This is a genomic window from Paracoccus endophyticus, assembly GCF_003286075.1.
Lineage (GTDB): Bacteria > Pseudomonadota > Alphaproteobacteria > Rhodobacterales > Rhodobacteraceae > Paracoccus > Paracoccus endophyticus.
Map to the genome: position 1 here is coordinate 149,173 of NZ_QLUV01000003.1, position 26,199 is coordinate 175,371.

Genomic DNA, 26,199 nt, shown 5'->3' on the forward strand with positions numbered 1-26,199 from the left:
GTCGCCCTGCCCCCACCCTCTGCCCCGCAGGTCGCACCGCAGGGCCGCGCACCGGCCGCGCGTCCTAAAGGATCTCGACTCGCCAGCTTTCGATGACGGTGTTGGCCAGCAGCGCCTCGCACATCCGGCCCACCTCCGCCTCGGCCGCGGCGGGATCGGTGGCGGCCAGGTCAAGCTCGATCACCTTGCCCTGGCGCACGCCCTCGACGCCCTTGAACCCCAGGTTGCCCAGCGCGTGGCGGATCGCCTCTCCCTGCGGGTCCAGGACGCCGGTCTTCAGCATGATGGTGACGCGAGCTTTCATCGGCGGGCCTTCAGTTGATCAGCGTGGGCTTGGCGACAGGGGCCGCCGGCATCACGCCCAGCCGCCGCGCCACCTCGGTATAGGCGTCGGTCAGATTGCCCAGGTCGCGGCGGAACACGTCCTTGTCCAGCTTCTGCCCGGTCTTGACGTCCCACAGGCGACAGCTGTCGGGGCTGATCTCGTCCGCGACGATCAGGCGCATGAAGTCGCCGTCCCAGATGCGGCCGATCTCGATCTTGAAATCCACCAGCTTGATGCCGACCCCATAGAACACGCCCGACAGGAAGTCGTTGACGCGCAGCGCCAGGCTGACGATGTCGTCCAGGTCCTGCTGGCTGGCCCAGCCGAAGGCGATCACATATTCCTCGCTGACCATGGGATCGCCCAGCTCGTCGTTCTTGTAGCTGTACTCGACGATCGGCCGGGGCAGCGCCGTCCCCTCCTCCAGCCCCAGCCGCTTGGAGATGGAGCCGGCGGCGAAGTTGCGCACGATCACTTCAAGCGGGATGATCTCGACCTGGCGGATCAGTTGCTCGCGCATGTTGATGCGGCGGATGAAGTGGTTCGGGACGCCGATGTTGGTCAGGCCGGTCATGAAGAACTCGCTGAGGCGGTTGTTCAGCACGCCCTTGCCCTCGACCACGGCCTTCTTCTGTGCGTTGAAGGCCGTGGCGTCGTCCTTGAAATACTGGATGAGGGTGCCGGGCTCGGTGCCTTCGTACAGGATCTTGGCCTTGCCTTCGTAAATCTTCTTGCGCCGTGGGGCCATGTCCTGCGCCTTTCGTGGGCCAAGGGTCCATTTGGTCCTCCCATAGACCCGAACGGGCGCGCGGGGCAATACGGGGTTGCGGCAGGCGGGGCCCGTGGGCATATCAGGCGCAGACCTGACCGGAGGCCGACATGACCACCTTTGACGATCGCGAACGTTCCTACGAGGCGAAGTTCGCCCACGACGCCGACCTGCGTTTCAAGGCCGAGGCGCGCCGCAACCGTCTGCTGGGCGAATGGGCGGCCGGGCTGCTGGGCAAGTCGGGCGACGAGGCGCGCACCTATGCGCTGACCGTCGTCACCTCGGACTTCGAGGAGCCGGGCGACGGGGACGTGTTCCGCAAGCTGGCGGCGGACCTGTCGGGCAAGGCGGACGAGGCGGCGATCCGCGCCAAGATGGACGAACTGCGCACCGAGGCGCGTCGCCAGGTCCTCGAGGAAAGCTGAGGGCCGGCGCGTCCCGCCCTAGGGTCGGGATGCGCTCAGGCCGGGGCGCGGGCCGCGGCCTCGACCGTGGGGTACAGCCGTGCCATGGTCAGGCCGCGCGTGGCGTTCAGCACCATCAGCGCCGCCCATAGCCCGTGATTGCCCCAGATCGGGGGCAGCACGGCCAGCGCCACCGCATAGACCGCGACTGCCTGGATCATCGCGCGCCGCATCTCGGCCGTGCGGGTCGCCCCGATGAAGATGCCGTCGAGCATCCAGCTTGCGATGCCGATCACCGGCGCCAGCGCCAGCCAGGGCAGAAAGGCGCGCGCGGCCTCGCGCACCGCCGGCGCGGTGGTCAGCAGGTCGATGATCGCCCCGCCGCCGACCGCGAACGACAGGCCCAGCAGCAGCGCCCCGCCCACGCCCCATTGCGACGTCAGCACGGCGGCGCGGCGCACCGCGCCCGGTCGGCGCGCACCGACCGCCTGCCCGACCAGCGCCTCGGCTGAAAAGGCAAATCCGTCAAGGGCAAAGGCGGTGATTTCCAGAAACTGCATCAAGACCTGATTGGCGGCCAGCGTGACGTCGCCCTGTGCCGCGCCGAAGAACACGAAGCTGGTGAACGACCCCTGCAGCAGGACCGAGCGGATCATGATGTCGCCGTTGACCCGGCCCAGCTGCGCCAGCCGGTCGCGCGCGAACAACCCCGCCTGCGCCAGCCCGGCCGCCAGCGCGCCGCGCGCGATCCACAGCGCCAGCGCCAGGCCCGCCATCTCGGCGATCAGGGTGGCGGCGGCGACCCCGCGCACGCCCCACCCCAGCCCCAGCACGAACCACAGGTCCAGCCCGATGTTGATCGCGTTGATCAGCATCTGCACGGCCAGGATCGCGCGGGTCCGCTCGGTCGCGATCATCCAGCCGGTCAGCGCATACATCCCGATGGTGGCGGGCGCGCCCCAGATGCGGATCGCCAGATACTGCCGCGCCAGCGTCTCGACCTCGGCCGAGGCGGGCGCCAGGCGGAACGCGGCGGCGCTCAGCGGCGCCTGCACAGCCACATAGGCCAGCCCGACCGCCAACGCGACGGCCAGCGCGCGCACCAGATGCGCCCCGCTGTCCCCCGGCCGCCCCGCGCCATGGCTTTGCGCGACCAGCCCCGAGGTGCCCATCCGCAGGAACCCGAAGATCCAGTAGACCGACATCAGGATCACGGCGCCCAAGCCCACGGCGCCGATCGGCGCGGCCTGGCCCATCTGGCCCACGACGCCGGTGTCCACGGCCCCCAGCAGCGGGATCGTCGCGTTGGACGCCACGATCGGCAGCGCGATGGCCAGCACCCGCCGGTGGGTCAGGGCCGCCGCGGCGGGCACGGTCAGATCAGCCCTGCGGCATCACGAAATGTCCGGTGGCGTGGGCGAACGGCCGGTCGCGGTTGTCCTGCCACGCCTCGACCTGCACGCTGGCAAAGCGCCGCCCCATCCGCACGATGCGCGAGCGCGCATAGCTGTCGCGCGGCAGGCCGGAGCGCAGGTAGTCGACCGTGAAGTCGATGGTCTTGGGCAGCCGCGGCAGGCTGTCGGGGCGACCGAGGTCGGGGGCGAGGCGCCCGGCCTCCATGTCGTCCCACAACGCGGTCCAGGTCAGCCCCACGATGGCCGCCGTTTCAAGAAAGGCCGCCGTGACGCCCCCGTGCAGGGCCGGCAGCATGGGATTTCCGATCAGGCGTTCCGCAAACGGCAGAACCGCCGTCAGCTCGTCCCCCCGCCGGTCGAAGCGGACGCCCAGCCATGCGACATAGGGCACGCCGTCCACCAGCGCCGCCAGCATGGTGTCGCGGCGGGATTTCACCTGCGCCAAAGGTTCGTTGCGGTCGCCCACCTCAGCCCCCCACGCTGAACGCCCCGGTGGCGGTGGCCACGGGGTTCTGTTCGTCGTCATCCAGCGCCAGCGCCCGCACGAAGGCGACCGAGCGCGTGATGTGAAAGCACTCTGCCCGCGCGCGAATCGTCTGCCCCGGCGTGGCCGCCCGCATGTAGTCGATGCGCAGGTCGATGGTGGCGGTGCTGGGGGGTCCCTTGGGATCGGCCAGCACCGCCGCCCCGCAGCAGGTGTCCATCAGGGCCGAGACGACCCCGCCGTGCAGGACCCCCGTGGACGGGTCGCCAACGAATTCGGGCCGCCATGCCATCGTGATCTCGGCCTTGCTCATGCCCAGCGAGGCGACCGTCATGCCCAGCGCCCGCGCATGGGGAATGTGGTCCAGGAATTCGCGCGCCATCGCCAGCCGGGGATCGTCGGCCGCGGTCACGGGGGTCCCTGCGGGCCCCGTCGCGTCGTCATCGTGCATCTGTCCGCCTCATGCCCCGCCACGCGTGATGATCCGGCCCCTGTCTGCCCTGCCCCCGCGGCCGCGGCAAGGACCGCTGCATCGGTTGAGATCGCCTGGCCGTTGATCTAGCGTGACGGTGGCAGCAGGGGCGTGCGGAATGACCCAGGATATCAGCTTCAAGGACATGTGCGCGCGGTTCGACGTGACCCCCCGCACGCTGCGGTACTACGAATACATCGAACTGCTCAGCCCCCGCCGCGACGGGCGCGCGCGGTTCTATGGCCCGCGCGAGATCGCGCGGATGAAGCTGATCATGCGCGGCCGCCGCTTCGGATTCTCGCTGGAGGAAATCCGCCAGTGGCTGCTGATCTACCAGCACAAGGGCACCGCCGAGCAGTACCGCGTCTGGCTGGAGCACGCCGACCGGCAGCTTCAGGTGCTGGCCGGCCAGCGCGACGAGATCGAGACGGCGATCACCGACCTGCGCGCGCTGCGCAACGAGACGGCGGCGCTGCTGGACGCCATGCCCGACTGACGCCGGCCACCCCTCAGGCGCCACCGCGGCCTCCGCGACTGACGCGACGTTTTGTTTACGCGAACGTCAACATTGCCCTATAGTCTGGACAGGACACCGGGCGAGAGGGGGCGCTGCGCATGACCGACGAGCTGCTGACCATCCGCGAGATGTGCGACCGCTATGGCGTGACACCGCGCGCCTTGCGCTTTTACGAATCACGCGAGCTGCTGTTTCCCGAACGCCGGGGCCAGCACCGCCTGTACGACCGCCGCGACCGCGGGCGGCTGGTGCTGATCCTGCGCGGCAAGCGCTTCGGCTTTTCGCTGGAGGAGATCCGCCACCTTCTGGACCTGTATGTGCCGGGGGCGCGCAACCGTGACCAGATCGCCCGAACGCTGACGACCGCCCGCGACCATCTGGCCAAGATGCGCGCCCAGCGCGACGAGCTGGGGCAGGCGATCACCGACCTCGAATCCCACATCGCCGAGGCGCAGGCGCGGCTGGATGCACTGCCCGCCGACGACACCCCGATCCGCTGACCAGACAGGACCCACCATGACCGTCTACAAAGCCCCCGTCCGCGACATGCAGTTCCTGCTGCACGACGTGCTGAACGTCGCGCAATCCGGCCTGCCGGGCCACGACGAGCTGGACCCCAGCTTCACCCAGGCGATCCTGGACGCGGCCGGGCAACTGGCCAGCGACGTGCTGGCGCCTCTGAACACGGTGGGCGACGCGCAGGGCTGCGTGCTGGAAAACGGCGTCGTCCGCACGCCCGAGGGGTTCAAGGCAGCCTTCGAGGCCGTGAAGGACGGCGGCTGGACGGGCCTCGACTGCGACCCCGCGTACGGCGGCCAGGGCATGCCCTATGTCATGGGCGTGGCCACGGGCGAGATCTTCGTGGCGGCCAACATGGCCTTCAACATGTACCAGGGCCTGACCCACGGCGCCTATTCCGCCATTCACGCCCACGGCACGGACGAGCAGAAGCAGACCTATCTGCCCAGGATGGTGTCCTGCGAATGGACCGGCACCATGAACCTGACCGAGCCGCATTGCGGCACCGACCTGGGGATGCTGCGGACGCGGGCGGAACCGCAGGACGACGGCAGCTATCTGATCACCGGGCAGAAGATCTTCATCTCGGCCGGCGACCACGACCTGGCAGACAACGTCATCCATCTGGTGCTGGCCAAGGCGCCGGGCGGGGGCGAGGGCACCAAGGGCATCAGCCTGTTCATCGTGCCCAAGGTCCTGGTGAACGCGGACGGCAGCCTGGGCGCGCGCCAGCCGGTGTCCGTCGGCAAGCTGGAACACAAGATGGGCATCCACGGCAACGCGACCTGCGTCATGAACTATGACGGGGCGCGGGGCTGGCTCTTGGGCGACCTGCACAAGGGCATGCGCGCCATGTTCACCATGATGAACGAGGCGCGGCTGGGCGTGGGCCTGCAGGGCTATGCCGTGGCCGAGGCGGCGTATCAGAACGCCGTGGTCTACGCCCGCGACCGGCTGCAGGGCCGCGCGGTGACGGGGACGCAAAACCCTGCTGGTCCCGCCGATCCGATCATCGTCCACCCGGACGTGCGCCGGATGCTGATGGACCAGCGGTCCTTTCTAGAAGGCGCGCGGGCGCTGGCATTCTGGGGCGCGCACATGATCGACCGCGGCCACAATGGCGATGCCGCGGCCGAGGGGCTGATCTCGCTGCTGACGCCGGTCATCAAGGGCTTTCTGACTGACAAGGGCTTCGAGGGCGCGGTGCAGGCCCAGCAGGTCTATGGCGGGCATGGCTATATCGAGGAATGGGGCATGTCGCAGTTCGTCCGCGACGCCCGCATCGCCATGATCTACGAGGGCGCGAACGGCATCCAGGCGCTGGACCTGGTCGGCCGCAAGCTGGCTGCCGACGGCGGCAAGCCGGCCATGGCGTTCTTCGACATGGTCAAGGGCTTCATCAAGGACAACGAAGGCCAGCAGGACCTCAACGCCGATTTCCTCGACCCGCTCAAGGCCGCGTCCAAGGACCTGCAAGCGGCCGCGATGTTCTTCATGGAGCGCGCGGCCAAGGCCCCGAACGACGCACTGGCAGGCAGCTACGACTTCATGCACCTGTTCGGTCATGTCGCATTGGGGCTGATGTGGGGGCGGATGGCCGTCGCCGCACAGGCGGCGCTGGACAAGGGCGCCGCGGATGCGGCCTTCTACCAGGACAAGCTGATCACCGGGCGCTATTACATGAAGCGGCAATTGCCCATCACCGCGACGCACCTGGCGCGCATCCGGTCGGGTGGCGACGCGGTGATGGCGCTTGCGGCGGACCGGTTCTGAACCATCACCGTCCCTGCCCGGGGGCGCGGTCGCGTGCCTCCGGCGGGGATACTTGAACAAGGAAGAAGACGGGGGGCGGCCCCGATCCGCGCGGCCGAAGGCATCAACGGCAGACCGGGGCTTTCTCCCTTGGCGGTCATCGGCTTCCCAGCCTGTACCGCGCACCCATATCTGGCGGAGAAAGATTAACACTCCGTTTCCGCCCCGCTTCTTCCTTGTCGAAATATCCCGCGGGGGGTTCGGGGGGCGCGAAGCCCCCCGGCGTGCCGCGGGGACCACGAGATCATCGGAGGACCGCATGACCGAAGCCTATATCTATGACGCCGCCCGCACCCCGCGCGGCAAGGGCCGCCCGGACGGCAGCCTGCACGAAGTGACCTCGCTGGCGCTGTCGGCGCGGCTGCTGAACGCCGTCAAGGACCGCAACGGCCTCGACGGCCACGCGGTCGAGGACGTGATCTGGGGCAACGTGACCCAGGTCATGGAACAGGGCGGCTGCCTTGCGCGCTCGGCCGTGCTGGCGTCGGACCTGGACCAGTCCATCCCCGGCCTGTCGATCAACCGCTTCTGCGCATCCGGGATGGAGGCGGTGAACCTGGCCGCCAACCAGATCAGGGGCGGCGCGGGCCAGGCCTATATCGCCGGCGGCGTCGAGATGATGGGCCGCGTGGCGATGGGCAGCGACGGCGCCGCCATCGCCATCGACCCCAGCCTTGCGATGAAGACCTATTTCGTCCCGCAGGGCATTTCCGCCGACATCATCGCCACCGAATACGGGTTCACCCGCGACGAGGCCGACGCGCTGGGCGTCGAATCCCAGCGCCGCGCCGCCGAGGCATGGGCCGAGGGCCGTTTTTCGCGCTCGATCGTGCCGGTGCTGGACCAGAATGGCCTGACGATCCTGGACCATGACGAATACATGCGCCCCGGCACCACGATCGAGGACCTGGCCAAGCTGAAGCCCGCCTTCAAGGAGATGGGCGAGGTCATGCCCGGCTTCGACAAGGTGGCGATGCTGAAATACCCGCATCTGGACCGCATCGACCACATCCACCACGCCGGCAATTCGTCGGGGATCGTGGACGGGGCGGCGGCCGTGCTGATCGGCAGCAAGGAATGGGGCGACGCGATGGGCCTGACACCCCGCGCCCGCATCCGCGCCACAGCCAAGATCGGCACCGACCCCACCATCATGCTGACCGGCCCGGTTCCCGTCACCGACAAGATCCTGCGCGAAAGCGGCATGAGCATCGGAGACATCGACCTGTTCGAGGTGAACGAGGCCTTCGCCGCGGTCGTGCTGCGCTTCATGCAGGCCTATCAGGTCAGCCCCGACCGGGTGAACGTGAACGGGGGCGCGATGGCGATGGGCCACCCGCTGGGGGCCACCGGCGCCATCATCATCGGCACGCTGCTGGACGAGCTGGAACGCCGCGACCTGTCCACGGGCCTGGCCACGCTGTGCATCGCGTCCGGCATGGGCGCCGCCACCATCATCGAGCGCGTGTGAGGGAGACGACGCACATGACCGATTTCACCATGCAGAAGGACGCCGACGGCGTCGCCGTCATCACCTGGGACGTGCCCGGCAAGTCGATGAACGTGCTGTCGATGGACGGCGCGGCAACCCTCGGCGGCCTGATCGACGAGGCGCTGGCCGATGAGGCCGTGAAAGGGATCGTCATCACCAGCGGCAAGAAGGACTTTGCCGCCGGCATGGACTTGAACGTGATCGCCGGGATGAAGGACGCGGGCGGCGCGCAGGGCGTGTTCGACGGCGTGATGTCCCTGCACCACCTGCTGCGCAAGATCGAGCGCGCGGGCATGGACCCCAAGACGCTGAAGGGCGGCAAGCCCATCGCCAGCGCCCTGCCCGGCAGCGCGCTGGGGATCGGGCTGGAACTGCCGCTGGCCACGCACCGCATCTTTGCCGCCGACAACCCCCGGGCCAAGATCGGCCTGCCCGAGATCATGGTCGGCATCTTCCCCGGCGCGGGCGGCACCACGCGCCTGGTGCGCAAGCTGGGCGCGATGATGGCGGCCCCCCTGCTGCTGGAAGGCAAGCTGAACGACCCGCAGAAGGCCAGGGCGGCCGGCGTGATCGACGAGGTCGTGGACGACCCCGTTGCTGCGGCGCGCGACTGGGTGCTGAAGGCGACCGACGCCGACCTGGTCAAGCCGTGGGACGCCAAGGGCTTCAAGATGCCGGGCGGCGCGCCCTACAGCCCCCACGGGTTCATGACCATGGTCGGGGCCAGCGCGATGGTCCATGGCAAGACCATGGGCGTCTATCCCGCCGCCAGGGCCCTGCTGAGCGCGGTCTACGAAGGCGCGCTTGTCCCCTTTGACACCGCGCTGCGGATCGAGGCCCGCTGGTTCACCCATGTCCTGATGAACCCGTCGTCCGGCAACATGATCCGGTCGCTGTTCATCAACAAGGAGGCGCTCGAGAAGGGCGCGAACCGCCCCGCGGCCCCCGACCAGACCGTCCGCAAGCTGGGCGTCCTGGGCGCCGGCATGATGGGCGCGGGCATCGCCCATGTCAGCGCGAAGGCCGGGATCGAGGTCGTCCTGATCGACGCCACGCGGGCGGCCGCGGACAAGGGCAAGGCCCACGCCGAGGCGCTGCTCGACAAGGCGGTCAGCCGCAAGAAGATGACCGCCGAGACAAAGGCCGAGGTTCTGGGCCGCATCACCGCCACCACCGACTATGCCGCGCTGGCCGGCTGCGACCTGATCGTCGAGGCGGTGTTCGAGGATATGGGCGTCAAGGCCGACGTCACCAGGCGCGCCGAGGCGGTGATCCCCCAGGACGCGATCTTCGCTACCAACACCTCGACCCTGCCGATCGGCGAACTGGCGAAGGCCAGCGCGCGGCCGGACCAGTTCATCGGCATCCATTTCTTTTCCCCGGTGGACAAGATGATGCTGGTGGAAATCATCAAGGGCGCGCAGACCGGCGACCGGGCGGTGGCCAAGGCGCTGGATTTCGTGCGCCAGATCCGCAAGACGCCGATCGTGGTGAACGACGCGCGGTTCTTCTACGCCAACCGCTGCATCATCCCCTATATCAACGAGGGCATTCGGCTGCTGCGCGAGGGGACGAACCCGACCTTGATCGAGAATGCGGCCAAGATGATGGGAATGCCGCTGGGCCCGCTGCAACTGGTGGACGAGACGTCGATCGACCTGGGCGTCAAGATCGCCAAGGCGACCCGCGCCGCGATGGGCGCCGACTATGCCGACGACGACGTGGACGAGGTGCTGTTCCGCATGGCCGACGCGGGCCGCCTGGGCAAGAAGGCGAACGCGGGCTTTTACGTCTATGACGACGCCGGCAAGCGGCTGGGGCTGTGGGCCGAGCTGGGCACCCATTGGCCCCGCGCCGACGAGCAGCCCGAGTTGACCGAGGTGCAGCACCGCCTGATGTTCGCCCAGGCGCTTGAGGCCGTGCGCGCCCTTGAGGCGGGCGTGCTGGAGGACATCCGCGAGGGCGACGTGGGCGCCATCCTGGGCTGGGGCTTTGCGCCCTGGACGGGCGGGCCGTTCGGATGGCTGGACATGATGGGCGCGGCCCGCGCCGTCGAGATCGCCGATGCGCTGGCCGCCCGCCATGGCAGGCGCTTTGCCCCGCCTGCCCTGCTGCGTGACATGGCGGCCAAGGGCCAGACGTTCTACGGCCGCTTCGACCGGACGGCGCGCGAAGCGGCCTGACGCAGGAAGGCCGGGCCAACGCCCGGCCTTTCCACGGCGGACGTATTCCGCCCGCAAGGAAACGGTGCGGCCGGGGCACGGCCCGCCCTTTCCGGTCCGGCAAGGGCGCGGGCGCCGACCGGGCGGCAAGCCCGGCGCGGTGCTGTCGTCAGACCAGCCCCTCGGCGTGGAACAGGGCCATGACGTCCGCTTCCGGGCGGGCGCCGACATGGCCGATCACCTCGGCCGCGGCGATGCAGCCCATGCGTCCGGCCACTGCCAGCGGGCGGCCCGTCGCCAGTCCATAGATCAGCCCCGCCGCGAACTGGTCCCCTGCCCCCGTCGCGTCCACGGGCGTCACCCGGCGGACCGGCGCCAGCACCCGTTCGCCGCCGCGGATCAGGATGGCGTCCTGACCCGACCGCGTGCAGATCACCGTCCCGCAATCCCGGGTCGCCTGCGCCAGAGCGGCGTCGAGGTCCTCGACCTGATAAAGCGACTGCCATTCGTGAACGTTGCCGATGACATAGTCCATCTGACCGGCGACAAGGCGGCGGAAGTCGTCACGGTGGCGGTCCACGCAGAACGGATCGCTCAGCGCGATGCCCGCCTGCCCGCCCGCCGCGTGGCAGGCATTCGCGGCCTTCAGGAACGCCGCCTTGCCGTCGGGCTTGTCGAACAGGTATCCTTCAAGGAACAGCCAGCTGCCGTCGGTGAACAGGGACGGGTCCACGTCGGCCTCGCCCAGTTCGGCCGAGATGCCCAGATAGGTGTTCATCGAACGCTCGCCGTCCGGGGTCACATAGATGATCGACCGCGAGGTCGGCTGATCCGCTCCGGCGACCGGCGGGTTGACGAACGCCGTGCCGTCGGCCGCCATCTCGTGCGCATAGGCGCGACCCAGGTCATCGGCGGCAACGCGCCCGACGAAGGCCGTGGACAATCCCAGCCGGCCCAGCCCCGCCAGGCTGTTTGCGACAGAGCCGCCCGGCACCAGCCGCGAGCGCTGCCCCGACGTCTGGCGCGCGGCCATCAGATGCTCTGATCGGTCGCGGTCGATCAGCTGCATGATGCCCTTGTGGATGCCCAAGCCGGCCAGTTCCGCGTCGGTGGCCGGGGCGATCACGTCCATGATCGCGTTGCCGATTCCGATGACCCGCGCCATGTCTGCCCCCTGCTGTCCGCCGTCGCCCGCGTCAATGGCGGCTGGCGGCGGTCAGGGCAAGGGGTCGGTCGTCTTCGGCTCATAGGGGCACAGGTCCGCGACCGGACAGATCGTGCAGCGCGGCCGGCGGGCCTGGCAGATGTGACGGCCGTGCAGGATCAGCCAGTGGTGGGCGTTGCCCTGGAACTCGGCGGGGACGTTGTCCTCGATGGCGCGCTCGACCTCGGATTCGTCCCGGCCGGGTGCAATCCGGGTGCGGTTGCCGACCCGGAAGATGTGCGTGTCCACCGCCTGGGCAGGCAGGCCCCAGATGCAGTTCAGCACCACGTTCGCGGTCTTGCGCCCCACGCCCGGCAGCGTCATCAGCGCCGCGCGCGAGGATGGCACCTGCCCGCCATAGTCGTCGATCAGGCGCTGCGACAGCGCGACGGCGTTGCGCGCCTTCTGGCGGAACAGGCCGATGGTGCGGATATGGTCGGTCACGCCCTCGACCCCCAGCGCCACCATGGCCTGCGGCGTGGGCGCGGCGGCAAACAGGCCGCGCGTGGCCTTGTTCACCCCGGCGTCTGTCGCCTGCGCCGACAGCGCGACCGCCACCAGCAGGGTGAAGGCGTCGCAATAGTCCAGTTCCGTGACCGGCTGCGGGTTGGCGTCGCGCAGGCGGGCAAAGATCGCATGCTGCACGCCATAGGCCAGCGGTGCAGGCACGCGCGCCCGTCGGCCCCCTGCCGGGGTGCGGCGCGGACGGGGGACAGAGGGGACATCCGCGGCAGGGCCAGCGGAATCGGCGGGATGGGTCATGGGCCGGTGATGCCAATCCGGGCGCGCGCCCGCAAGGCATCACGCCGCCATTCCGGTTTCGCCCCGATCAACACCGGGCGGGGCAGCGTCCTGACTGTGACGCACCGCGACCCGTCTGCAGGGGGAAACGCTGGCGCCGGGTGCCCGCGCATGGCAGTCTGCACCCGGTCTGGCCCGGCCGCGCCCCCCCCAGGGGACGGCCGGGCCCCGGTTTCTCACGCACGCCCGCGCGACGGGCCACATTGAAAGGATGTCACCCATGTCCACCCGCATCACCCTTCTTCTTGCGACCGCCGCGCTGACGGCGCTGGGCGCCTGCACGGACCAGTATGGCCAGCCCACGCAGATGTCGCGCGCCCAGCAGGGGGTGATTGCCGGCGCCACGGTCGGGGCGATTGCTGGCGGCACCCGCGACAGCGACAGCCGGGGGCGCGGCCGCGACGCCATCAAGGGCGCCATCGTCGGGGGCGCTGCGGGCGGCCTGGTCGGATCGGTGCTGGATGCCCAGGCCCGCGCCCTGCAGCAGCAGATGACCACGCCGGGCGTAAGCGTTATCAACACGGGACAGACGCTGAACGTGAACCTGCCCGAGGGCGTGCTGTTCGCCGTCGGCAGCGCCGCGGTGTCCGGCCCGGCGCAGAACGACCTCTATGCGCTGGCCCGCAACCTGCAGCAGTATCCGAACTCGACCGTGCAGGTGGTCGGCCACACCGACAGCACCGGCACGGCCGCCTACAACATGGACCTGTCGCAGCGCCGGGCCCGCTCGGTCGCCGGCATCCTGACCGCGGGCGGGGTCGCCTCGAACCGGATCGCGACGCTGGGCGTGGGGATGAACCAGCCGGTCGCCTCGAACGACACGGCAGCAGGCCGGGCGCAGAACCGCCGGGTCGAGATCGTGATCCGCCCCACGCGCTGATGCACCGAGCTGCGCGGCCCCAGCCGCCGCGCAGCCTGCCGGGGCAAGTCCTGCCCCGGCCGTCCCTGCCGGGACACGCAGGGATCAAAGGAAAACCCCCGACCTCGCGGCCGGGGGTTTTGTCACTGTCCGTCGTTCTTGTTGGTGTCAGTTCAGGTGGCGCGCGACGTCGTCGATGGCGCGGTCGATGCCGGCCGCGCGGTCGGCGCTGCCCATCTGGTGGCCCAGCAGATCGGACGCCGCAGCGACGGCCACCTGCACGGCACGGTCGCGAACCGCGCGAATGGCATCGCTTTCGGCCGAGGCGATCTGGTCCTGCGCGGCGTGCAGGCGACGCTCGATCGACCTTTGCAGGTCCAGCTTGGCCTTGTTGGCCTGTGCCACCGCCTCGCGGCGGGCGTTCGCGACGATCTCGTCGGCCTGCCCGGCCACGTCGCGCTGGCGACGCTCATAGCTTGCATAGATCTCCTGCGCCTCGTCGCGCAGGCGGCGGGCCTCGGCCAGGTCGGCCTTGATCCCGTCCGCGCGCTTGTCCAGCATCTTGCCGATCGCCGCCGGCAGGCGGAAATACAGAAGGATGCCGACAAACAGCAGGAACGCCAGCAGGACGATGAAGTCCGTGTTGCGCAGCGAAAAGAACGGACCCGTCGCCGCAAGCGCAGGGGTCGCCCCCAGCGCCAGCGCGGCGCAGGCCGCCGCACGCGTGGTCAGCAGGCGGATCATTGCACGGCTCCCTTCATGCGGGCGTCGACCGAGGTGTCCAGCGCGCCCGGATCGGGGTTGCCACCAAAGGCGCGCACCAGTTCCGCGGCGACATCGCGCGCCACCGTCCGCACGTCCTGCGCGGCCGAGGCGCGGATCTCGCCGATGCGGCGCTCGGACTCGACCGCACGGGCCGAGATCTCGGCATCCGCACGCGCGATGGCCGCCTTCAGCTCGGCGTCGATCTCGGCCTTGTTGGCCGCGACGATCTTGCCGGCCTCGACGCGGGCATTCGCCAGGGCCTTGTCATAGGCGGCCTCGGCGTCGCGCGCCTTGCGCTTGAAATCCTCGGCCGTCGCCAGGTCCGAGGTCATCAGCCCTTGCCGGTCGGCCAGGATGCGACCGATCCGGGGCAGCGCGACGCGCGACAGGATCAGGTAGATGACCGCAAGCGTGATCAGCAGCCAGAAGATCTGGTTGCCGAAGGACGAGAAATCCAGCTGCGGCATACCGGCCGAGGCAGCCGCCTCATGTCCGCCCGCGCCAACCGCGTGGGCGGCGTCGGTTCCGGGAACGGCGTGGGTGACCACGGCGTGGGTGCCATCGGCCGCAACGACGGCGTGGCCGGCATCGGCGGCAGCCGGCGCGTGGCCCAGCCCCGTTTCGGCGACCGGCGGGGCGGTGTCGGCCCCGGTGGCCCCCGGAACCTGGATGGCGTCGGTGGCGTGGGTCTGCGCGTCAGCGGCCGGTGCGACGGCCACGGGCGCGCTTGGCGCCGGCGTGACCACCACGGCCGGGGCCGTGACGGCGGGTGTGGTTGACGTGGCGTCCGCGATTGGGACGGTCACGGTCGTGGTGCTGGCCCCGGCCTGCGGGGTCGCGGGGATCGTCTGGACCGCGGTTGGGGCGGTCTGCTGCAAAAGGCTGAACATGTCCTATCCCTGGCCTGCGGTTGGCAATCGGGTGAGGCGGGTCGCCTCACCCAAAAGCAAGGAACGGCGTCGGGATCAGGCTGCGAACAGCAGCAGCAGGGCGACCAGGAACGAGAAGATGCCCAGGGCTTCGGCGAAAGCCATGCCGATGAACAGCGTGGCGGTCTGCGAGGCAGCGGCCGAGGGGTTGCGCAGCGCGCCCGACAGATAGTTGCCGGCGACGTTGCCCACGCCCATGGCGGCACCCGCCATGCCGATGCAGGCCAGGCCCGCACCCAGGTATTTGCCCAGTTCGGCATAGGTCGCGACGTTTTCCATGGTATGCTCCTTGAGGCTTTGGAAACGGTTGGAAATCAGGTCCTACGAAGGCCGTCAGTGGCCCGGATGCAGCGCATCCTTGAGATAGACGCAGGTCAGGATGGTGAAGACATAGGCCTGGATCACGGCCACCAGCACCTCAAGCCCGTACATGCCCACGATGGCCAGGATCGAGATAGGCGCGATGGCGAGGATCGCGGCAAAGGCGGCAAAGACCTTGATGACGGCGTGGCCTGCCATGATGTTGCCGGCCAGTCGGATGGAATGGCTGACGGGGCGCACGAAGTACGAGATCAGCTCGATGATCGCCAGCACCGGGCGCAGCGCCAGCGGCGCCGACTTGACCCAGAACAGGTTCAGGAAATGCGTGCCGTTCAGCACGAAGCCCAGGATCGTCACGCCAAGGAACACGAACAGCGCCAGAACCGCCGTGACCGCGATATGCGAGGTGGTGGAAAATGACTTGGGGATCAGCCCCAGCAGGTTGGCGAACAGGATGAAGCAGAACAGCGTGAAGACATAGGGAAAATACCTCAGCCCGTCCTTGCCGCTGACATCCTCGACCATCTTGTGGACCATGCCGTAGGTCAGTTCCGCGACCGACTGGACGCGCGAGGGGATCAGCGCCCGCCCGCGCGTGCCCAGCACAAACAGTGCGAACACCACCAGCGCGGACAAGGCCAGCCACAGCGTGACGTTGGTGGGCTCATACCAGCGAACGCAGCCGTCGGTCAGGCCGGCGGCGGCATCGCAGCTTCCGGGCGCGATGTCCCGGAACAGCGGCTTCACGATGAACTGATCCATCGGGTGAAAGACCAGACCCGAACCCTCGCCCTGCGCTTCAGTCGCCACGCTCTGTCCCCTTCGTGCCCGCCGGCCCTGCCGGCATCCTGTCGGTCGCCGGCGGTGCCGGCGTCTGTCCACCTGCCGGCGGTGCCGGCGCCTGTTCGTCCGCCGGTCTGGCCGACGATGTGTCCATCACGGTGCCGCCCATTTCGGCGGCGGTCCGCAGCATCGTCTTGACCCCGGCCGCAAAGCCCAGAAAGACGAAGATCACCAGCATCAGGGGCGCGGTGCCCAGCAGCCAGTCCAGTCCAAGGCCGAAGCCGAAGCCGATCGCCAGACCGGCCACCAGCTCGACCACCATCCGCCACGCCTGGTTGGCGTGCTGGAACTTGTCCATCCCCGGCGTCGAGGGCCGGTTGTCGCCTCGCAGCTGCGCCAGCTTCGCTTCCAGCGCCGCCAGCCGGGCCGCGTCGCGTGCCGCACGCTGGCGGTCATCGCCGTCGTCCGCCGCCCCAGACCCGCCATCGCCCGTGTCGTCGTCGGCCACGGCACCCCCCGTTCGGTTGCGGTGCTGATAGGCAAGCCCCGGCCCCGAGTCAACCATCACCGGCCTGTCAACAAGTCCTTGAAGTGCCTGCACTTCCAGATTTCACCACGCCGGCGAACGGCCTTGCCCCTTTGGCGCGGGCGGTCCATCATTCAACCCCAACGTTGAACATGGCCGCATGACAGCCCCCGACGCCTCTGCCCGACTGGACGCCATCTTCGCCGCCCTGTCCGATCCGACACGGCGCGCGATCCTGTCCATGCTGCTTGAGGATGACATGGCGGTGACGGATGTCGCGGCCCCCTTCGGCATCAGCCTGGCCGCCATCTCGCGCCATCTGGCGACGCTGGCCGCGGCCGGGCTGATCGTGCAGGACCGCCGCGGCCGCATCACCTGGTGCAAGCTGGACCCGGACGGGATGCGGGACGCCAGCGTCTGGATGCGCGGCTTCGGCCAGTTCGACCCGCTGGACCTCGACGACTTCGAGCGGTTCCTGGCGGCGGAACTGGCCGGGGACGCTCAGCCGGGCGAGACGGACGGCCAGCGATAGGGGCTTGGCTGGGGCTGTGGCCGGGCCACGCGGCCCGCGTCGAACACCTCGACCAGCAGCGGATGGCAGGCGGCCGTGTCCGACGAATGCTCTGCCCCGCAGTCCCCGCCCGGGCAGGCCGACAGACCGCCGATCAGGTCGATCTCGGCGTAGAACTCGATGTAGTCGCCGGGCCGCACGGGGCTGGCCTTCATGAAATACTGGCCGCTGTCGCGGGTGAAGCCCGTGCACATGAAGACATTGAGCACGTCGTGGACCAGCGGCTCGACCTCGCGGGGGTCGCGTCCCAGATGGGCGGCCAACGCGCGGGTCAGGTTGGAATGGCAGCAGTGGTGATAGTCGTCGCCCGCCAGCAGGCGGTGCGTGTAGGGATCGCACCGCGTGCCGATCACGTCATGGACCGAGCCGCCGTCGCCGTCGAACCCGTACCAGCCCAGCGTGTCGGCCACGATCGTCGCCATCGGGCGCAGCTGGGGAAAGCCGGACCACATCCGGTCGCCGGTCGTCAGATGGGTGCCGTGCAGCGCGCGGGTCTTGCCGGAATAGAACCGCTCGGACGGATCGGCCGCCGACCACAGGTTCAGGTCGCCGACCTGCGCCCCGCCGACGCAGGTGATGCGGAAGAACTGCCCCGCGCGCACGTCCCAGCATCGGCCCTGCCGCGGGGGAACCAGCGTCTCGGCCACCTTGACCGCGTCCTGTCGCGCGGCCGTCAGCGCGGCCAGGTCGGGGTCGGGCAGCGTGTCGTCGGGATAGCAGATGACGGGCCGCACGGCGCGGCGGACGTCGGCGTCGGGCGGGGCGGGACAGTCGGGGCGATCCATCATGCGCGAAGGCTAGCGCAGGGATCGCAGCTGTCAAACCGCCGACAGAAAAACGGGGACCGCGCAGCGATCCCCGTGGCAGATGCGGCGCCCGGGCGCCTGTCAGGCGGCGGCGGCGTAGCTGTCGTCGATGACGACGTGACGGGTCGACTGGATGTCGTAATACCCGTACATCTGGGCCAGCACCTCCAGCGCGCGGCGGTTGGGCAGATGGCGGACGGGCGCACGGCGGCGGCTCTCCATCGGCTCCAGCAGGCTTTCGGGACGGTCTTCGGTCAGATCACGGAACATCGGCGGCACCATTCGTGCAAGATTGTCTGTTCCCCCCGGTGGACGATATAGTCGCCTTGCGCGGGTGCGTCCATCCCCCGGGACGCAGCGTCATTGCAAGGCACCCATGCAAAAGGGCCGCCCTTGCGGACGGCCCCCGTGTCGCCGCGCTTCACGCGGATCAGACCAGCCGGTCCACCATCAGGTGCTTGATCTCGGCGATGGCCTTGGCCGGGTTCAGCCCCTTGGGACAGGTGTTGGTGCAGTTCATGATCGTGTGGCAGCGATACAGCTTGAACGGGTCTTCCAGCTCGTCCAGCCGCTCGCCGGTGGTCTCATCGCGCGAATCGACGATCCAGCGATAGGCGGTCAGCAGCGCCGCCGGACCCATGAACTTGTCGCCGTTCCACCAATAGGACGGGCAGGCCGTCGAGCAGGACGCGCACAGGATGCATTCGTACAGCCCGTCCAGCTTCTTGCGGTCCTCGATCGACTGGCGCCATTCCTTGCCGGGGGCGGGCGTCTCGGTCCGCAGATAGGGATGGACGGCCGCGTGCTGGGCGAAGAAATGCGTCAGGTCGGGGATCAGGTCCTTGACCACCGGCATGTGCGGCAGCGGATAGATGTTCACGTCGCCCGCAACCTCGTCCATGCCGTAGATGCAGGCCAGGTGGTTGCCGCCGTCGATGTTCATCGCGCAGGACCCGCAGATCCCCTCGCGGCAGGACCGGCGGAAGGTCAGCGTGGGGTCGATCTCGTTCTTGATCTTGATCAGCGCGTCCAGGATCATCGGCCCGCAATCGTCCAGGTCGATCCAGTAGCTGTCCAGCCGCGGGTTCTCGCCTGTCTCGGGGTCCCAGCGATAGATGTTGAACCGGCGCAGACGCGTCGCGCCGGCGGGCTTGGGCCAGGTCTTGCCGACCTTGATGCGGCTGTTCTTGGGAAGGTTAAGCTGGACCACGGGTCACGCTCCTCTGGCTGCGGCGCCCGGGGTGGCGCCGGCTTGATCGAATGATGGGCCGGACCGCACAGGAAAGGCCGTCCCGGCGGGGATGTGTCCGGGCACCGCCCTATCCCCGCCAGCCGGGCTGGTCGGTCAGCGGACGGGTCGGAAGCTGCCCCGAGCGACGCATGACGCAGCGGTTGAACACGTCGGTCGGGTCTCGTCCCATGACATAGTCAGACGAGAGCGAAACTTCAAAGCCCGCGCCCGTCCACACGCGGTCGCCGTCGGTCGCGACGCCCACGCCGACCTTGCTGCGCGGGCCGGTGGCGGCGCGCGCGTCGTCCAGGCAGATGCGCTCGGCCTGCGCCACCGGGACCGGCCCGCAGGCCGCCAGCACGCCCAGCAGCAACAGCGCCGCCACCGACAGGGGCGGGCGCCGGGCCATCAGGCGACCGCCGCCCGCGAGATGCATTGCGACGTCGCGGGCCGCTTGACGATGGACGCGACGGCATCGGCGGCACCGGGCGTGCCCTGCATCGCCGCCAGGTCGGCCAGCTCGGCCATCGTGGCATTCGCGACGACGCAGTCGGTCAGCGGCGCGACGTTGCGGCCGGGCAGGCGCCGGGCCATCTCGGCGTTGACCACCTGCCGGGCGGCCGCGGTGTCGGGGCGCGCGGGGGTGACGGTGACGGGGGGGCGCACCACGACCGGCGGCGCCACCACATCGGGCGCCTGGGTCGGCACGGCGACAACGCAGCCCGAAAGCGCAAGCGCCGCGGCCAGAACGGGAAGAACGGTGAGACGCATCAATAGACCCTCGCTTTCGGTGCGATTTTCTTGAGGTCGATCCCGCCGTCCTCTACCGCGGTCAGCGGTTCCAGATGCACGGGTCGATAGGCCAGTTTGACTTCATTCCCATCCACCCATGCAAGCGAATGCTTGCGCCAGTTCGCGTCGTCGCGGTCGGGATAGTCCTCGTGGGCGTGCGCCCCTCGGGATTCCTTGCGCGCCTCGGCGGCGACGATGGTCGCCAACGCATTCGGCATCAGGTTCGTCAGCTCCAGCGTCTCCATCAGGTCGCTGTTCCAGATCAGGGTCCGGTCCGTGACCTTGAGGTCGCCCAGCCGGCCCGCGATGGCGGTCATCTTCTCGACCCCCTCGCCCAGGGTCTTGTCGGTGCGGAACACCGCCGCGTCCGACTGCATCGTCTTCTGCATCTCGAGGCGCAGCGCGGCCGTGGGGGTGCCGCCCTTGGCGTGGCGCAGCCCGTCAAAGCGGGCCAGGGCGCGATCCACCTCGACCGCGTTCGTCGCAGGGATCGAGGAGGCGCGGTCGATCACGTCGCCCGCGCGGATCGCCGCGGCCCGGCCGAACACGACCAGGTCGATCAGGCTGTTGGACCCCAGCCGGTTCGCCCCGTGGACCGAGGCGCAGCCGGCCTCGCCCACCGCCATCAGGCCAGGGAACACGCGGTCGGGATCGCCCTGCGCGGGGGCCAGCACCTCGCCCCAGAAATTGGTGGGGATGCCGCCCATGTTGTAGTGGACCGTCGGCAGGATCGGGATCGGCTGCTTGGTTACGTCCACCCCGGCAAAGATCTTGGCCGATTCGGAAATGCCGGGCAGGCGTTCGTGCAGGCTTTCGGGCGGCAGGTGCATCAGGTTCAGATGCATGTGGTCCTTGTTCGGACCGACGCCGCGGCCCTCGCGGATCTCGATGGTGATGCAGCGCGACACCACGTCGCGCGACGCGAGATCCTTGTAGGTCGGGGCATAGCGTTCCATGAACCGCTCGCCTTCCGAATTGGTGAGGTATCCGCCCTCGCCCCGCGCGCCTTCGGTGATCAGGCAACCCGAGCCGTAGATGCCGGTCGGGTGGAACTGCACGAACTCCATGTCCTGCAGGGGCAGGCCCGCGCGCGCCACCATGCCGCCGCCGTCGCCGGTGCAGGTATGGGCCGAGGTCGCACTGAAATAGGCCCGGCCATAGCCGCCGGTCGCCAGCACCACCATCTTGGCGTTGAAGACGTGGATGGTGCCGTCGTCCAGCTTCCAGCAGACGACGCCGGTGCAGGCCCCATCGGTGATGATCAGGTCCAGCGCGAAGTATTCGACGAAGAACTCGGCCTTTTCCTTCAGCGACTGGCCGTAGAGCGTGTGCAGGATCGCGTGGCCGGTGCGGTCGGCCGCGGCGCAGGTGCGCTGGACGGGCGGGCCCTCGCCGTATTCGGTGGTGTGGCCACCGAACGGGCGCTGGTAGATCTTGCCATCCTCGGTCCGGCTGAAGGGCACGCCGTAATGTTCCAGCTCGTAGACGGCCTTGGGCGCCTCGCGCGCCAGGTATTCCATGGCGTCGGTGTCGCCCAGCCAGTCGGACCCCTTGACGGTGTCGTACATGTGCCACTGCCAGCTGTCGGGGCCCATGTTCGACAGCGACGCGGCGATGCCGCCCTGCGCCGCGACCGTGTGGCTGCGGGTCGGAAAGACCTTGGTCACGCAGGCGGTGCGGAACCCCTGTTCGGCCATGCCCAGCGTCGCGCGCAGGCCCGCGCCGCCGGCGCCCACGACGACCACGTCGTAATCATGCGTTTGGATCGGATATGCGGACATGGGGTTTCCTCAGACGACGGGGCTCAGCGCCATGCGCGCCAGCGCATAGACGGCGGCGGCGATCACGGCCCAGCCGAACAGCTGCGACAGGATGATGGCCACCTTGCGTTCGGTGTGGTCCAGATAGTCGTCGATCATGATCCGGGTGCCGCTGATGAAATGCAGCATGCCGACGACCAGGAACAACGCCGTCACGAGGGCCGGATAGGGCTGCGCGAAATAGGTCAGCACGCCGGCGCGGGGCAGCCCGATGGCGCTGCCGACGACAAGGATGAACGCCGGCGTCAGGATCGCCAGCGCGACCGAGCTGACCGTCATCGACCAGTGCTTGTGGGTGGCGCTGGCGGGGCCTGCGGCGCCCAGGCCCTTGGCGGCCTTGCGGGGGGTGATGTAGCGCATCGAAGCCTCCGGTCTCAGGCGAAGATGAAAAGGATCAGCGTCAGCAGCGTCAGCACGACCGACCCCGCCAGGATCACGATGCTGGACTGCCGGGCACCGGCGATGTCGATCAGCAGCCGCGCGTCGTACAGCAGGTGCCGGATGCCGGCCAGGAAGTGGTACCACAGCGACCACAGCGCGACCGTCATGACCAGAAAGCCCAGCCAGGACCGCAGTACCCAGTCCGCGGTGGCAAAGGCCTGCGGGCCGGTCACGGCAGCCAGCAGCCACCAGACGATCAGCAGGATTCCCGCCAGCATGGCCTGCCCGGTCGCGCGGGTCAGAATCGAGGTGATGGCCGCAAGCGGCAGCCGATAGACGCTGAGATGCGGAGAGAGCGGGCGGTTTCCGCGGGGAATGTCACCCATGAGACGCTCCTTGATGACGGCGCGGGCGCCGATGCCCGCGGCTGGCTTTCGTTGGCAACGTGATAGTGATGTTCATAGCGATGTCACGCCCGCATGCCAGAGTTTACGACAGGGCCGCCTGCATTTCCCATCTTGTGATCACAGCATCCCGCGCTGTGATCACAGCCTTGGCCAAGGGGCTCGCACTGCGGTCCCTTACAGCGGCATCAGCGCCCAATAGTCCAGATCCAGCAGCACATGCGGGGCATAGCGCCCGTCCGCACCCCGCAGCGTCCTGTCCCCCGGCGCACCCTTGTGGGCGACCAGCCGCAGGCGGATCGCGCCCACGCCCGGGGCGGCAGTCTCGGCGAGGTCCAGGACCTCGGACCAGGCGCGCAGCGTGTCGCCGGCAAAGCACGGGTTGGCGTGCGCCCCCGCGTTCAGCGCCACGATCATCTGCGCGTTGGCCAGCCCGTTGAAGGACAGCGCCCGCGCCATGCTGATGACATGGCCGCCATAGATCAGCCGCCGACCGTCGTCGCGGAAGGTGGCGTCGAAATGCACCTTGGCGGTGTTCTGCCACAGGCGGGTGGCCAGCATGTGCTCGGCCTCCTCGATGGTGACACCGTCGACATGGTCGATGACCTCGCCCACGGCATAGTCGCCCCAGCGGTGCGGCTCTCCGGCCAGATCGAAGTCATAGTCGTCAAAGCGCAGCCCCGGCGGGACCACGAGGTCCGCGGCCGCCACCGCCGGCGCAAGGTCCGGGACGACCGCCACGGGGGCCGCCGAGGTCGCATCGCGCTTGCGGACCATGACCCAGCGGACATACTCCAGCACCACCTCGTCGGACTGGTTCAGGCCGCGGGTGCGGACATAGACGTTGCCCGAGGTCCCGTTCGAGTTCTCCTTGACGCCGATCACCTGCGACTCGGCCCGCAGCGTGTCGCCGGGCCAGACCGGGCCGAGCCACCGCCCCTCGGCATAGCCGAGGTTGGCCACGGCGTTCAGGCTGATGTCCGGCACGGTCTTGCCGAACACGACATGAAAGGCCAGCAGATCGTCCATCGGGCTGCCGTCCAGCCCGCACCCGGCCGCGAACACGTCCGAGGAATACAGCGCGTGACGGGCCGGATACAGCGCGTGATAGAGCGCCCGTTCCCCCTCGGCGACGGTGCGGGGCACGGCGTGGCGGATCACGTCGCCGACGCGATAGTCCTCGAAGAAGCGGCCGGTGTTGGTCTTTCCTGCGGTCATTGCTCGCCCAGTTTCATGTCGGGGGAATAGTCGGCCGCGACCTGCTTGGTGACGGCCTGCGCGCAGCGCATGGTGCCGCGCACCGGGTCGAAGGCCAGGCTGGGGTCGCCGTGCAGCACCCAGCCGCGCGACAGCGCCAGGCTGATCTTGTGGCAAAAGGCCGAGGTGTCGTCCTCGGTCAGCAGGCGGTACAGGGTCGTCATGTCAGGCGCCGAACACGTTGGGCCCGACCCAGCCGTGGATCACGCCCAGGACCAGATACACCACCAGCGCGCCGCCGGCGGCCATAACCTCCTTGCGGACCACGGTCTGGTGCGGGGGCGCGCGCCAGTCCGGCACGGCGCGGTTGATGACCGCCATCTCGACCAGTGCCCACAGCAGCAGCCCGCCGAACAGGACGAACGACGGCAGGTCCCCGTTCGGCAGCAGATGGGCAAACGCCCACAACGCGAAACCGGTCAGCTGCGGGTGGCGCATCTGCGTCCCGATCCGGGTCTTCATCCCGGACGCGGCGAACAGATACACGGCAATCAGCACCAGCAGGTTGTTGATGCCCTTCATCGCCGCCGACGGACCCCACCAGACCGTGCCGATGTCGGCCATGCGATAGCCCGCGACCATCAGCAGGACCGACAGGATCAGCGCCGCAGCGACAAGGCCCTTGCCCCGCTCGCCCATCGCCGCCCGACGCGCGGGGGCCAGGCGCTTGAACAGATGCGCCCCCCACCAGAGCGCGACACCCAGGATCAAGATCAGCATCCGGCGTTCCCTTCGGCATGAAAGCGCGGCAAGGCCGCAAGCCCCGCCCGCTTTGCCATCATCCGTTCATCGCGGCAATGGCCGCAGCCTTGGCCAGCGTCTTTCGCGCGGTTTCGACGTGCAGGTTCTCGACGATGCGGCCATCGACCACCGCGACCGCCTTGCCCTCGGCGATCGCGGCCTCATAGGCCTCGATCTGGCGGCGGGCCAGGTCCACCTCGTCCCCCGATGGCGCGAAGGCCGCATTGGCGATGTCCAGCTGCGCGGGGTGGATCAGCGTCTTGCCGTCGAACCCCATGTCGCGCCCCTGCTCGCATTCGGCGCGCAGGCCGTCCTCATCCTTGAAGGCGTTGAAGACGCCGTCCACGATCACCCGCCCGTGCGCCCGCGCGGCCAGCAGGCACAGGCCCAGGCCCGTCTGCATCGCCAGCCGGTCGGGGCGGTTGCGGCTGCCCAGTTCCTTGGCCAGGTCGTTGGTGCCCATGACCATGCCTTGCAGCCGCGGATGGGCCGCGATGGCGGGCGCGTTCAGCATCCCCAGCGCGGTTTCCATCATCGCCCACAACGGCGTGTCGCCGGTCAGCGCGGCCACGGCGTCCAGATCCTCGGGGCGGCTGACCTTGGGCACCAGCACCGCATCGGCCCCGGTCGCAAAGGCCGCGGCGTCGTCGCGGCCCCAGTCGGTGTCCAGCCCGTTGATCCGCACGATCCGCGCCCGCGCGCCGTAATCCTGCGTCAGCGCCGCGCGCAGCAGGTCGCGCGCGCCGGGCTTTTCCGCCGGCGCGACCGCATCCTCGAGATCGAAGATGATGGCGTCGGCCGGCAGGGTCCGCGCCTTGTCCATGGCGCGGGCGTTCGCCGCGGGGATGTACAGGACGGAACGGTAAGGACGGGCCTGGGTCATCCCGGTCTCCTTCAACTCGCGCGTGGGATAAGATCGTGCGCATACCGGACCGAAAACGACCCAAGCGCAAGCCGGAAATGCTGCGATGCAGCAAGATCGGCCTTTTTGTCGGGCGCGGGTGAACGGAACGCCGCCTCGTGCATTGAAGGGCAGGCGACCGGGCGAGCCGGGCGCGCATTGTGGGAGACTGCCGATGGCTGACAGCGACATGATGGGACTGGAAGACCTGCTCAAGCACGGGCTGAAGGACATGTATTACGCCGAGACCAAGATCCAGAAAAGCCTGCCGAAAATGATCAAGGCCGCGCAGGACCCGGATCTTGTCGCCGCGCTCGAGACGCACCTGGAGGAGACCGCCGACCAGATCGCGCGCCTCGAGGAGGCCTTCGACTTGATGGGCGAGAAGGCCAAGGCCGAGAAATGCGACGCGATGGACGGCATCCTGGCCGAGGGCGACTCGCTTCTCAAGGATTTCGGCGGCTCGCCCGCGGGCGACTCGGCGATCATCTTCTCGTGCCAGGCGGTCGAGCATTACGAGATCGCGCGCTATGGCAGCCTGCGCGCCTATGCCTCGCTTCTGGGCATGGACGACGTGGCCGAGATCATGGACGGCATCCTCGCGCAGGAGGAAGCCACCGACGAGAAGCTGTCCGACCTTGCCGAATCGAGCGCCAACCCTGCGGCGGCCGGCGGCATGGACGACGACGAGGACGAGGACGAGGAGGCCTGAGCCCCTCGCCTGCACGACCGACCC

Annotated in this window: 33 protein-coding genes; 9 read left to right on the top strand and 24 right to left on the bottom strand. The window is 69.1% G+C overall.

Annotation, left to right across the window (positions count from 1 at the left end):
* Nucleotides 1–64: 64 nt before the first annotated feature.
* Both purS and purC read right to left on the bottom strand, forming a co-directional pair.
* Nucleotides 65–304: a phosphoribosylformylglycinamidine synthase subunit PurS gene (purS, locus tag DPQ23_RS05655; protein WP_112873724.1), complete on the bottom strand. Its 240-nt coding sequence runs from the start codon at nucleotides 302–304 to the stop codon at nucleotides 65–67.
* 10 nt (nucleotides 305–314) lie between these two features.
* On the bottom strand, nucleotides 315–1,073 hold the full coding sequence (gene purC / locus DPQ23_RS05660) for a phosphoribosylaminoimidazolesuccinocarboxamide synthase (protein WP_112873725.1): 759 nt from the start codon (nucleotides 1,071–1,073) through the stop codon (nucleotides 315–317).
* A 131-nt stretch (nucleotides 1,074–1,204) separates the two neighbouring features.
* On the opposite strand from purC, the gene DPQ23_RS05665 reads away from it, so the two are divergent.
* Nucleotides 1,205–1,519: a DUF1476 domain-containing protein gene (locus DPQ23_RS05665; protein WP_112873726.1), complete on the top strand. Its 315-nt coding sequence runs from the start codon at nucleotides 1,205–1,207 to the stop codon at nucleotides 1,517–1,519.
* Nucleotides 1,520–1,554: 35 nt separating this feature from the next.
* Here DPQ23_RS05665 and DPQ23_RS05670 read toward each other — a convergent pair whose 3' ends face one another.
* From DPQ23_RS05670 to DPQ23_RS05680, 3 genes are read right to left on the bottom strand one after another with little or no spacing between them, the layout of a single operon-like run.
* On the bottom strand, nucleotides 1,555–2,871 hold the full coding sequence (locus DPQ23_RS05670) for an MATE family efflux transporter (RefSeq protein ID WP_112873727.1): 1,317 nt from the start codon (nucleotides 2,869–2,871) through the stop codon (nucleotides 1,555–1,557).
* A 7-nt stretch (nucleotides 2,872–2,878) separates the two neighbouring features.
* Nucleotides 2,879–3,328, bottom strand: coding sequence for a PaaI family thioesterase (locus DPQ23_RS05675; RefSeq protein ID WP_240602504.1), 450 nt, complete (start codon nucleotides 3,326–3,328; stop codon nucleotides 2,879–2,881).
* A 52-nt stretch (nucleotides 3,329–3,380) separates the two neighbouring features.
* Nucleotides 3,381–3,779, bottom strand: a complete 399-nt coding sequence (locus DPQ23_RS05680; RefSeq protein WP_112873851.1) for a PaaI family thioesterase — start codon at nucleotides 3,777–3,779, stop codon at nucleotides 3,381–3,383.
* Nucleotides 3,780–3,987: 208 nt separating this feature from the next.
* Here DPQ23_RS05680 and DPQ23_RS05685 point away from each other — a divergent pair, with 208 nt between their 5' ends.
* From DPQ23_RS05685 to DPQ23_RS05705, 5 genes are all read left to right on the top strand, one after another.
* Nucleotides 3,988–4,365, top strand: a complete 378-nt coding sequence (locus DPQ23_RS05685) for a MerR family transcriptional regulator (protein ID WP_112873729.1) — start codon at nucleotides 3,988–3,990, stop codon at nucleotides 4,363–4,365.
* A gap of 119 nt (nucleotides 4,366–4,484) precedes the next feature.
* Nucleotides 4,485–4,886 carry a MerR family transcriptional regulator gene (locus DPQ23_RS05690; protein ID WP_112873730.1) on the top strand — a complete coding sequence of 134 codons (402 nt, stop codon included), beginning with the start codon at nucleotides 4,485–4,487 and terminating at the stop codon, nucleotides 4,884–4,886.
* Between the two features lie 16 nt (nucleotides 4,887–4,902).
* Nucleotides 4,903–6,678: an acyl-CoA dehydrogenase C-terminal domain-containing protein gene (locus tag DPQ23_RS05695; RefSeq protein WP_112873731.1), complete on the top strand. Its 1,776-nt coding sequence runs from the start codon at nucleotides 4,903–4,905 to the stop codon at nucleotides 6,676–6,678.
* Between the two features lie 298 nt (nucleotides 6,679–6,976).
* Nucleotides 6,977–8,188 carry an acetyl-CoA C-acetyltransferase gene (locus tag DPQ23_RS05700; protein WP_112873732.1) on the top strand — a complete coding sequence of 404 codons (1,212 nt, stop codon included), beginning with the start codon at nucleotides 6,977–6,979 and terminating at the stop codon, nucleotides 8,186–8,188.
* A gap of 14 nt (nucleotides 8,189–8,202) precedes the next feature.
* On the top strand, nucleotides 8,203–10,392 hold the full coding sequence (locus DPQ23_RS05705) for a 3-hydroxyacyl-CoA dehydrogenase NAD-binding domain-containing protein (RefSeq protein WP_112873733.1): 2,190 nt from the start codon (nucleotides 8,203–8,205) through the stop codon (nucleotides 10,390–10,392).
* Between the two features lie 148 nt (nucleotides 10,393–10,540).
* Here the strand turns inward: DPQ23_RS05705 and DPQ23_RS05710 are convergent, their stop codons facing one another.
* Complete coding sequence (locus tag DPQ23_RS05710) at nucleotides 10,541–11,536, bottom strand: adenosine kinase (protein WP_112873734.1); 996 nt, start codon at nucleotides 11,534–11,536, stop codon at nucleotides 10,541–10,543.
* 51 nt (nucleotides 11,537–11,587) lie between these two features.
* Nucleotides 11,588–12,244: an endonuclease III gene (gene nth / locus DPQ23_RS05715; RefSeq protein ID WP_240602463.1), complete on the bottom strand. Its 657-nt coding sequence runs from the start codon at nucleotides 12,242–12,244 to the stop codon at nucleotides 11,588–11,590.
* Between the two features lie 352 nt (nucleotides 12,245–12,596).
* On the opposite strand from nth, the gene DPQ23_RS05720 reads away from it, so the two are divergent.
* Complete coding sequence (locus DPQ23_RS05720) at nucleotides 12,597–13,256, top strand: YiaD family glycine zipper/OmpA-like lipoprotein (protein ID WP_112873736.1); 660 nt, start codon at nucleotides 12,597–12,599, stop codon at nucleotides 13,254–13,256.
* Between the two features lie 147 nt (nucleotides 13,257–13,403).
* Here DPQ23_RS05720 and DPQ23_RS05725 read toward each other — a convergent pair whose 3' ends face one another.
* The 5 genes from DPQ23_RS05725 to DPQ23_RS05745 all read right to left on the bottom strand — a co-directional run bounded on the left by DPQ23_RS05725 (nucleotide 13,404) and on the right by DPQ23_RS05745 (nucleotide 16,598).
* Nucleotides 13,404–13,979: a F0F1 ATP synthase subunit B gene (locus tag DPQ23_RS05725; protein ID WP_112873737.1), complete on the bottom strand. Its 576-nt coding sequence runs from the start codon at nucleotides 13,977–13,979 to the stop codon at nucleotides 13,404–13,406.
* Complete coding sequence (locus DPQ23_RS15890; RefSeq protein WP_276310550.1) at nucleotides 13,976–14,548, bottom strand: F0F1 ATP synthase subunit B'; 573 nt, start codon at nucleotides 14,546–14,548, stop codon at nucleotides 13,976–13,978. The genes DPQ23_RS05725 and DPQ23_RS15890 overlap by 4 nt, the downstream gene beginning before the upstream one ends.
* A 417-nt stretch (nucleotides 14,549–14,965) precedes the next feature.
* The gene (locus DPQ23_RS05735) at nucleotides 14,966–15,208 is read right to left on the bottom strand and encodes a F0F1 ATP synthase subunit C (RefSeq protein WP_036702121.1); all 243 of its coding nucleotides are present in this window, start codon (nucleotides 15,206–15,208) and stop codon (nucleotides 14,966–14,968) included.
* A 54-nt stretch (nucleotides 15,209–15,262) separates the two neighbouring features.
* Nucleotides 15,263–16,060, bottom strand: coding sequence for a F0F1 ATP synthase subunit A (locus DPQ23_RS05740; RefSeq protein ID WP_112873739.1), 798 nt, complete (start codon nucleotides 16,058–16,060; stop codon nucleotides 15,263–15,265).
* Nucleotides 16,050–16,598 (bottom strand): AtpZ/AtpI family protein, encoded by a 549-nt coding sequence (locus DPQ23_RS05745; protein ID WP_112873740.1) that lies wholly within the window; start codon nucleotides 16,596–16,598, stop codon nucleotides 16,050–16,052. The genes DPQ23_RS05740 and DPQ23_RS05745 overlap by 11 nt, the downstream gene beginning before the upstream one ends.
* A gap of 121 nt (nucleotides 16,599–16,719) precedes the next feature.
* Between DPQ23_RS05745 and DPQ23_RS05750 the strand changes: the two genes are divergently transcribed.
* Nucleotides 16,720–17,091, top strand: a complete 372-nt coding sequence (locus DPQ23_RS05750; RefSeq protein ID WP_112873741.1) for an ArsR/SmtB family transcription factor — start codon at nucleotides 16,720–16,722, stop codon at nucleotides 17,089–17,091.
* Here DPQ23_RS05750 and DPQ23_RS05755 read toward each other — a convergent pair.
* The 12 genes from DPQ23_RS05755 to DPQ23_RS05810 all read right to left on the bottom strand — a co-directional run bounded on the left by DPQ23_RS05755 (nucleotide 17,061) and on the right by DPQ23_RS05810 (nucleotide 25,445).
* The gene (locus DPQ23_RS05755) at nucleotides 17,061–17,915 is read right to left on the bottom strand and encodes an urea carboxylase-associated family protein (RefSeq protein ID WP_420818567.1); all 855 of its coding nucleotides are present in this window, start codon (nucleotides 17,913–17,915) and stop codon (nucleotides 17,061–17,063) included. The genes DPQ23_RS05750 and DPQ23_RS05755 overlap by 31 nt on opposite strands.
* Before the next feature lie 102 nt (nucleotides 17,916–18,017).
* Nucleotides 18,018–18,206: a hypothetical protein gene (locus tag DPQ23_RS05760; protein WP_162630649.1), complete on the bottom strand. Its 189-nt coding sequence runs from the start codon at nucleotides 18,204–18,206 to the stop codon at nucleotides 18,018–18,020.
* 160 nt (nucleotides 18,207–18,366) lie between these two features.
* Complete coding sequence (locus DPQ23_RS05765) at nucleotides 18,367–19,146, bottom strand: succinate dehydrogenase iron-sulfur subunit (RefSeq protein ID WP_112873744.1); 780 nt, start codon at nucleotides 19,144–19,146, stop codon at nucleotides 18,367–18,369.
* 109 nt (nucleotides 19,147–19,255) lie between these two features.
* On the bottom strand, nucleotides 19,256–19,576 hold the full coding sequence (locus DPQ23_RS05770) for a hypothetical protein (protein ID WP_112873852.1): 321 nt from the start codon (nucleotides 19,574–19,576) through the stop codon (nucleotides 19,256–19,258).
* On the bottom strand, nucleotides 19,576–19,938 hold the full coding sequence (locus DPQ23_RS05775; RefSeq protein WP_112873745.1) for a hypothetical protein: 363 nt from the start codon (nucleotides 19,936–19,938) through the stop codon (nucleotides 19,576–19,578). The genes DPQ23_RS05770 and DPQ23_RS05775 overlap by 1 nt, the downstream gene beginning before the upstream one ends.
* Nucleotides 19,938–21,740, bottom strand: a complete 1,803-nt coding sequence (gene sdhA, locus DPQ23_RS05780; protein ID WP_112873746.1) for a succinate dehydrogenase flavoprotein subunit — start codon at nucleotides 21,738–21,740, stop codon at nucleotides 19,938–19,940. The genes DPQ23_RS05775 and sdhA overlap by 1 nt, the downstream gene beginning before the upstream one ends.
* 9 nt (nucleotides 21,741–21,749) lie before the next feature.
* On the bottom strand, nucleotides 21,750–22,139 hold the full coding sequence (locus tag DPQ23_RS05785) for a succinate dehydrogenase, hydrophobic membrane anchor protein (RefSeq protein ID WP_112873747.1): 390 nt from the start codon (nucleotides 22,137–22,139) through the stop codon (nucleotides 21,750–21,752).
* Nucleotides 22,140–22,153: 14 nt separating this feature from the next.
* Nucleotides 22,154–22,546 (bottom strand): succinate dehydrogenase, cytochrome b556 subunit, encoded by a 393-nt coding sequence (gene sdhC, locus DPQ23_RS05790; protein ID WP_112873748.1) that lies wholly within the window; start codon nucleotides 22,544–22,546, stop codon nucleotides 22,154–22,156.
* A 195-nt stretch (nucleotides 22,547–22,741) separates the two neighbouring features.
* Nucleotides 22,742–23,782, bottom strand: a complete 1,041-nt coding sequence (locus DPQ23_RS05795; protein ID WP_112873749.1) for a MaoC family dehydratase — start codon at nucleotides 23,780–23,782, stop codon at nucleotides 22,742–22,744.
* A complete protein-coding gene (locus DPQ23_RS05800) occupies nucleotides 23,779–23,985 on the bottom strand; it encodes a DUF1737 domain-containing protein (RefSeq protein WP_112873750.1) in 207 nt (68 codons plus the stop codon). The genes DPQ23_RS05795 and DPQ23_RS05800 overlap by 4 nt, the downstream gene beginning before the upstream one ends.
* 1 nt (nucleotide 23,986) lies before the next feature.
* On the bottom strand, nucleotides 23,987–24,541 hold the full coding sequence (locus DPQ23_RS05805) for an NnrU family protein (protein ID WP_112873751.1): 555 nt from the start codon (nucleotides 24,539–24,541) through the stop codon (nucleotides 23,987–23,989).
* A gap of 58 nt (nucleotides 24,542–24,599) precedes the next feature.
* Nucleotides 24,600–25,445, bottom strand: coding sequence for an HpcH/HpaI aldolase/citrate lyase family protein (locus tag DPQ23_RS05810; protein ID WP_112873752.1), 846 nt, complete (start codon nucleotides 25,443–25,445; stop codon nucleotides 24,600–24,602).
* 193 nt (nucleotides 25,446–25,638) lie between these two features.
* Between DPQ23_RS05810 and DPQ23_RS05815 the strand changes: the two genes are divergently transcribed.
* A complete protein-coding gene (locus DPQ23_RS05815) occupies nucleotides 25,639–26,175 on the top strand; it encodes a YciE/YciF ferroxidase family protein (RefSeq protein WP_112873753.1) in 537 nt (178 codons plus the stop codon).
* Nucleotides 26,176–26,199: the final 24 nt, after the last annotated feature.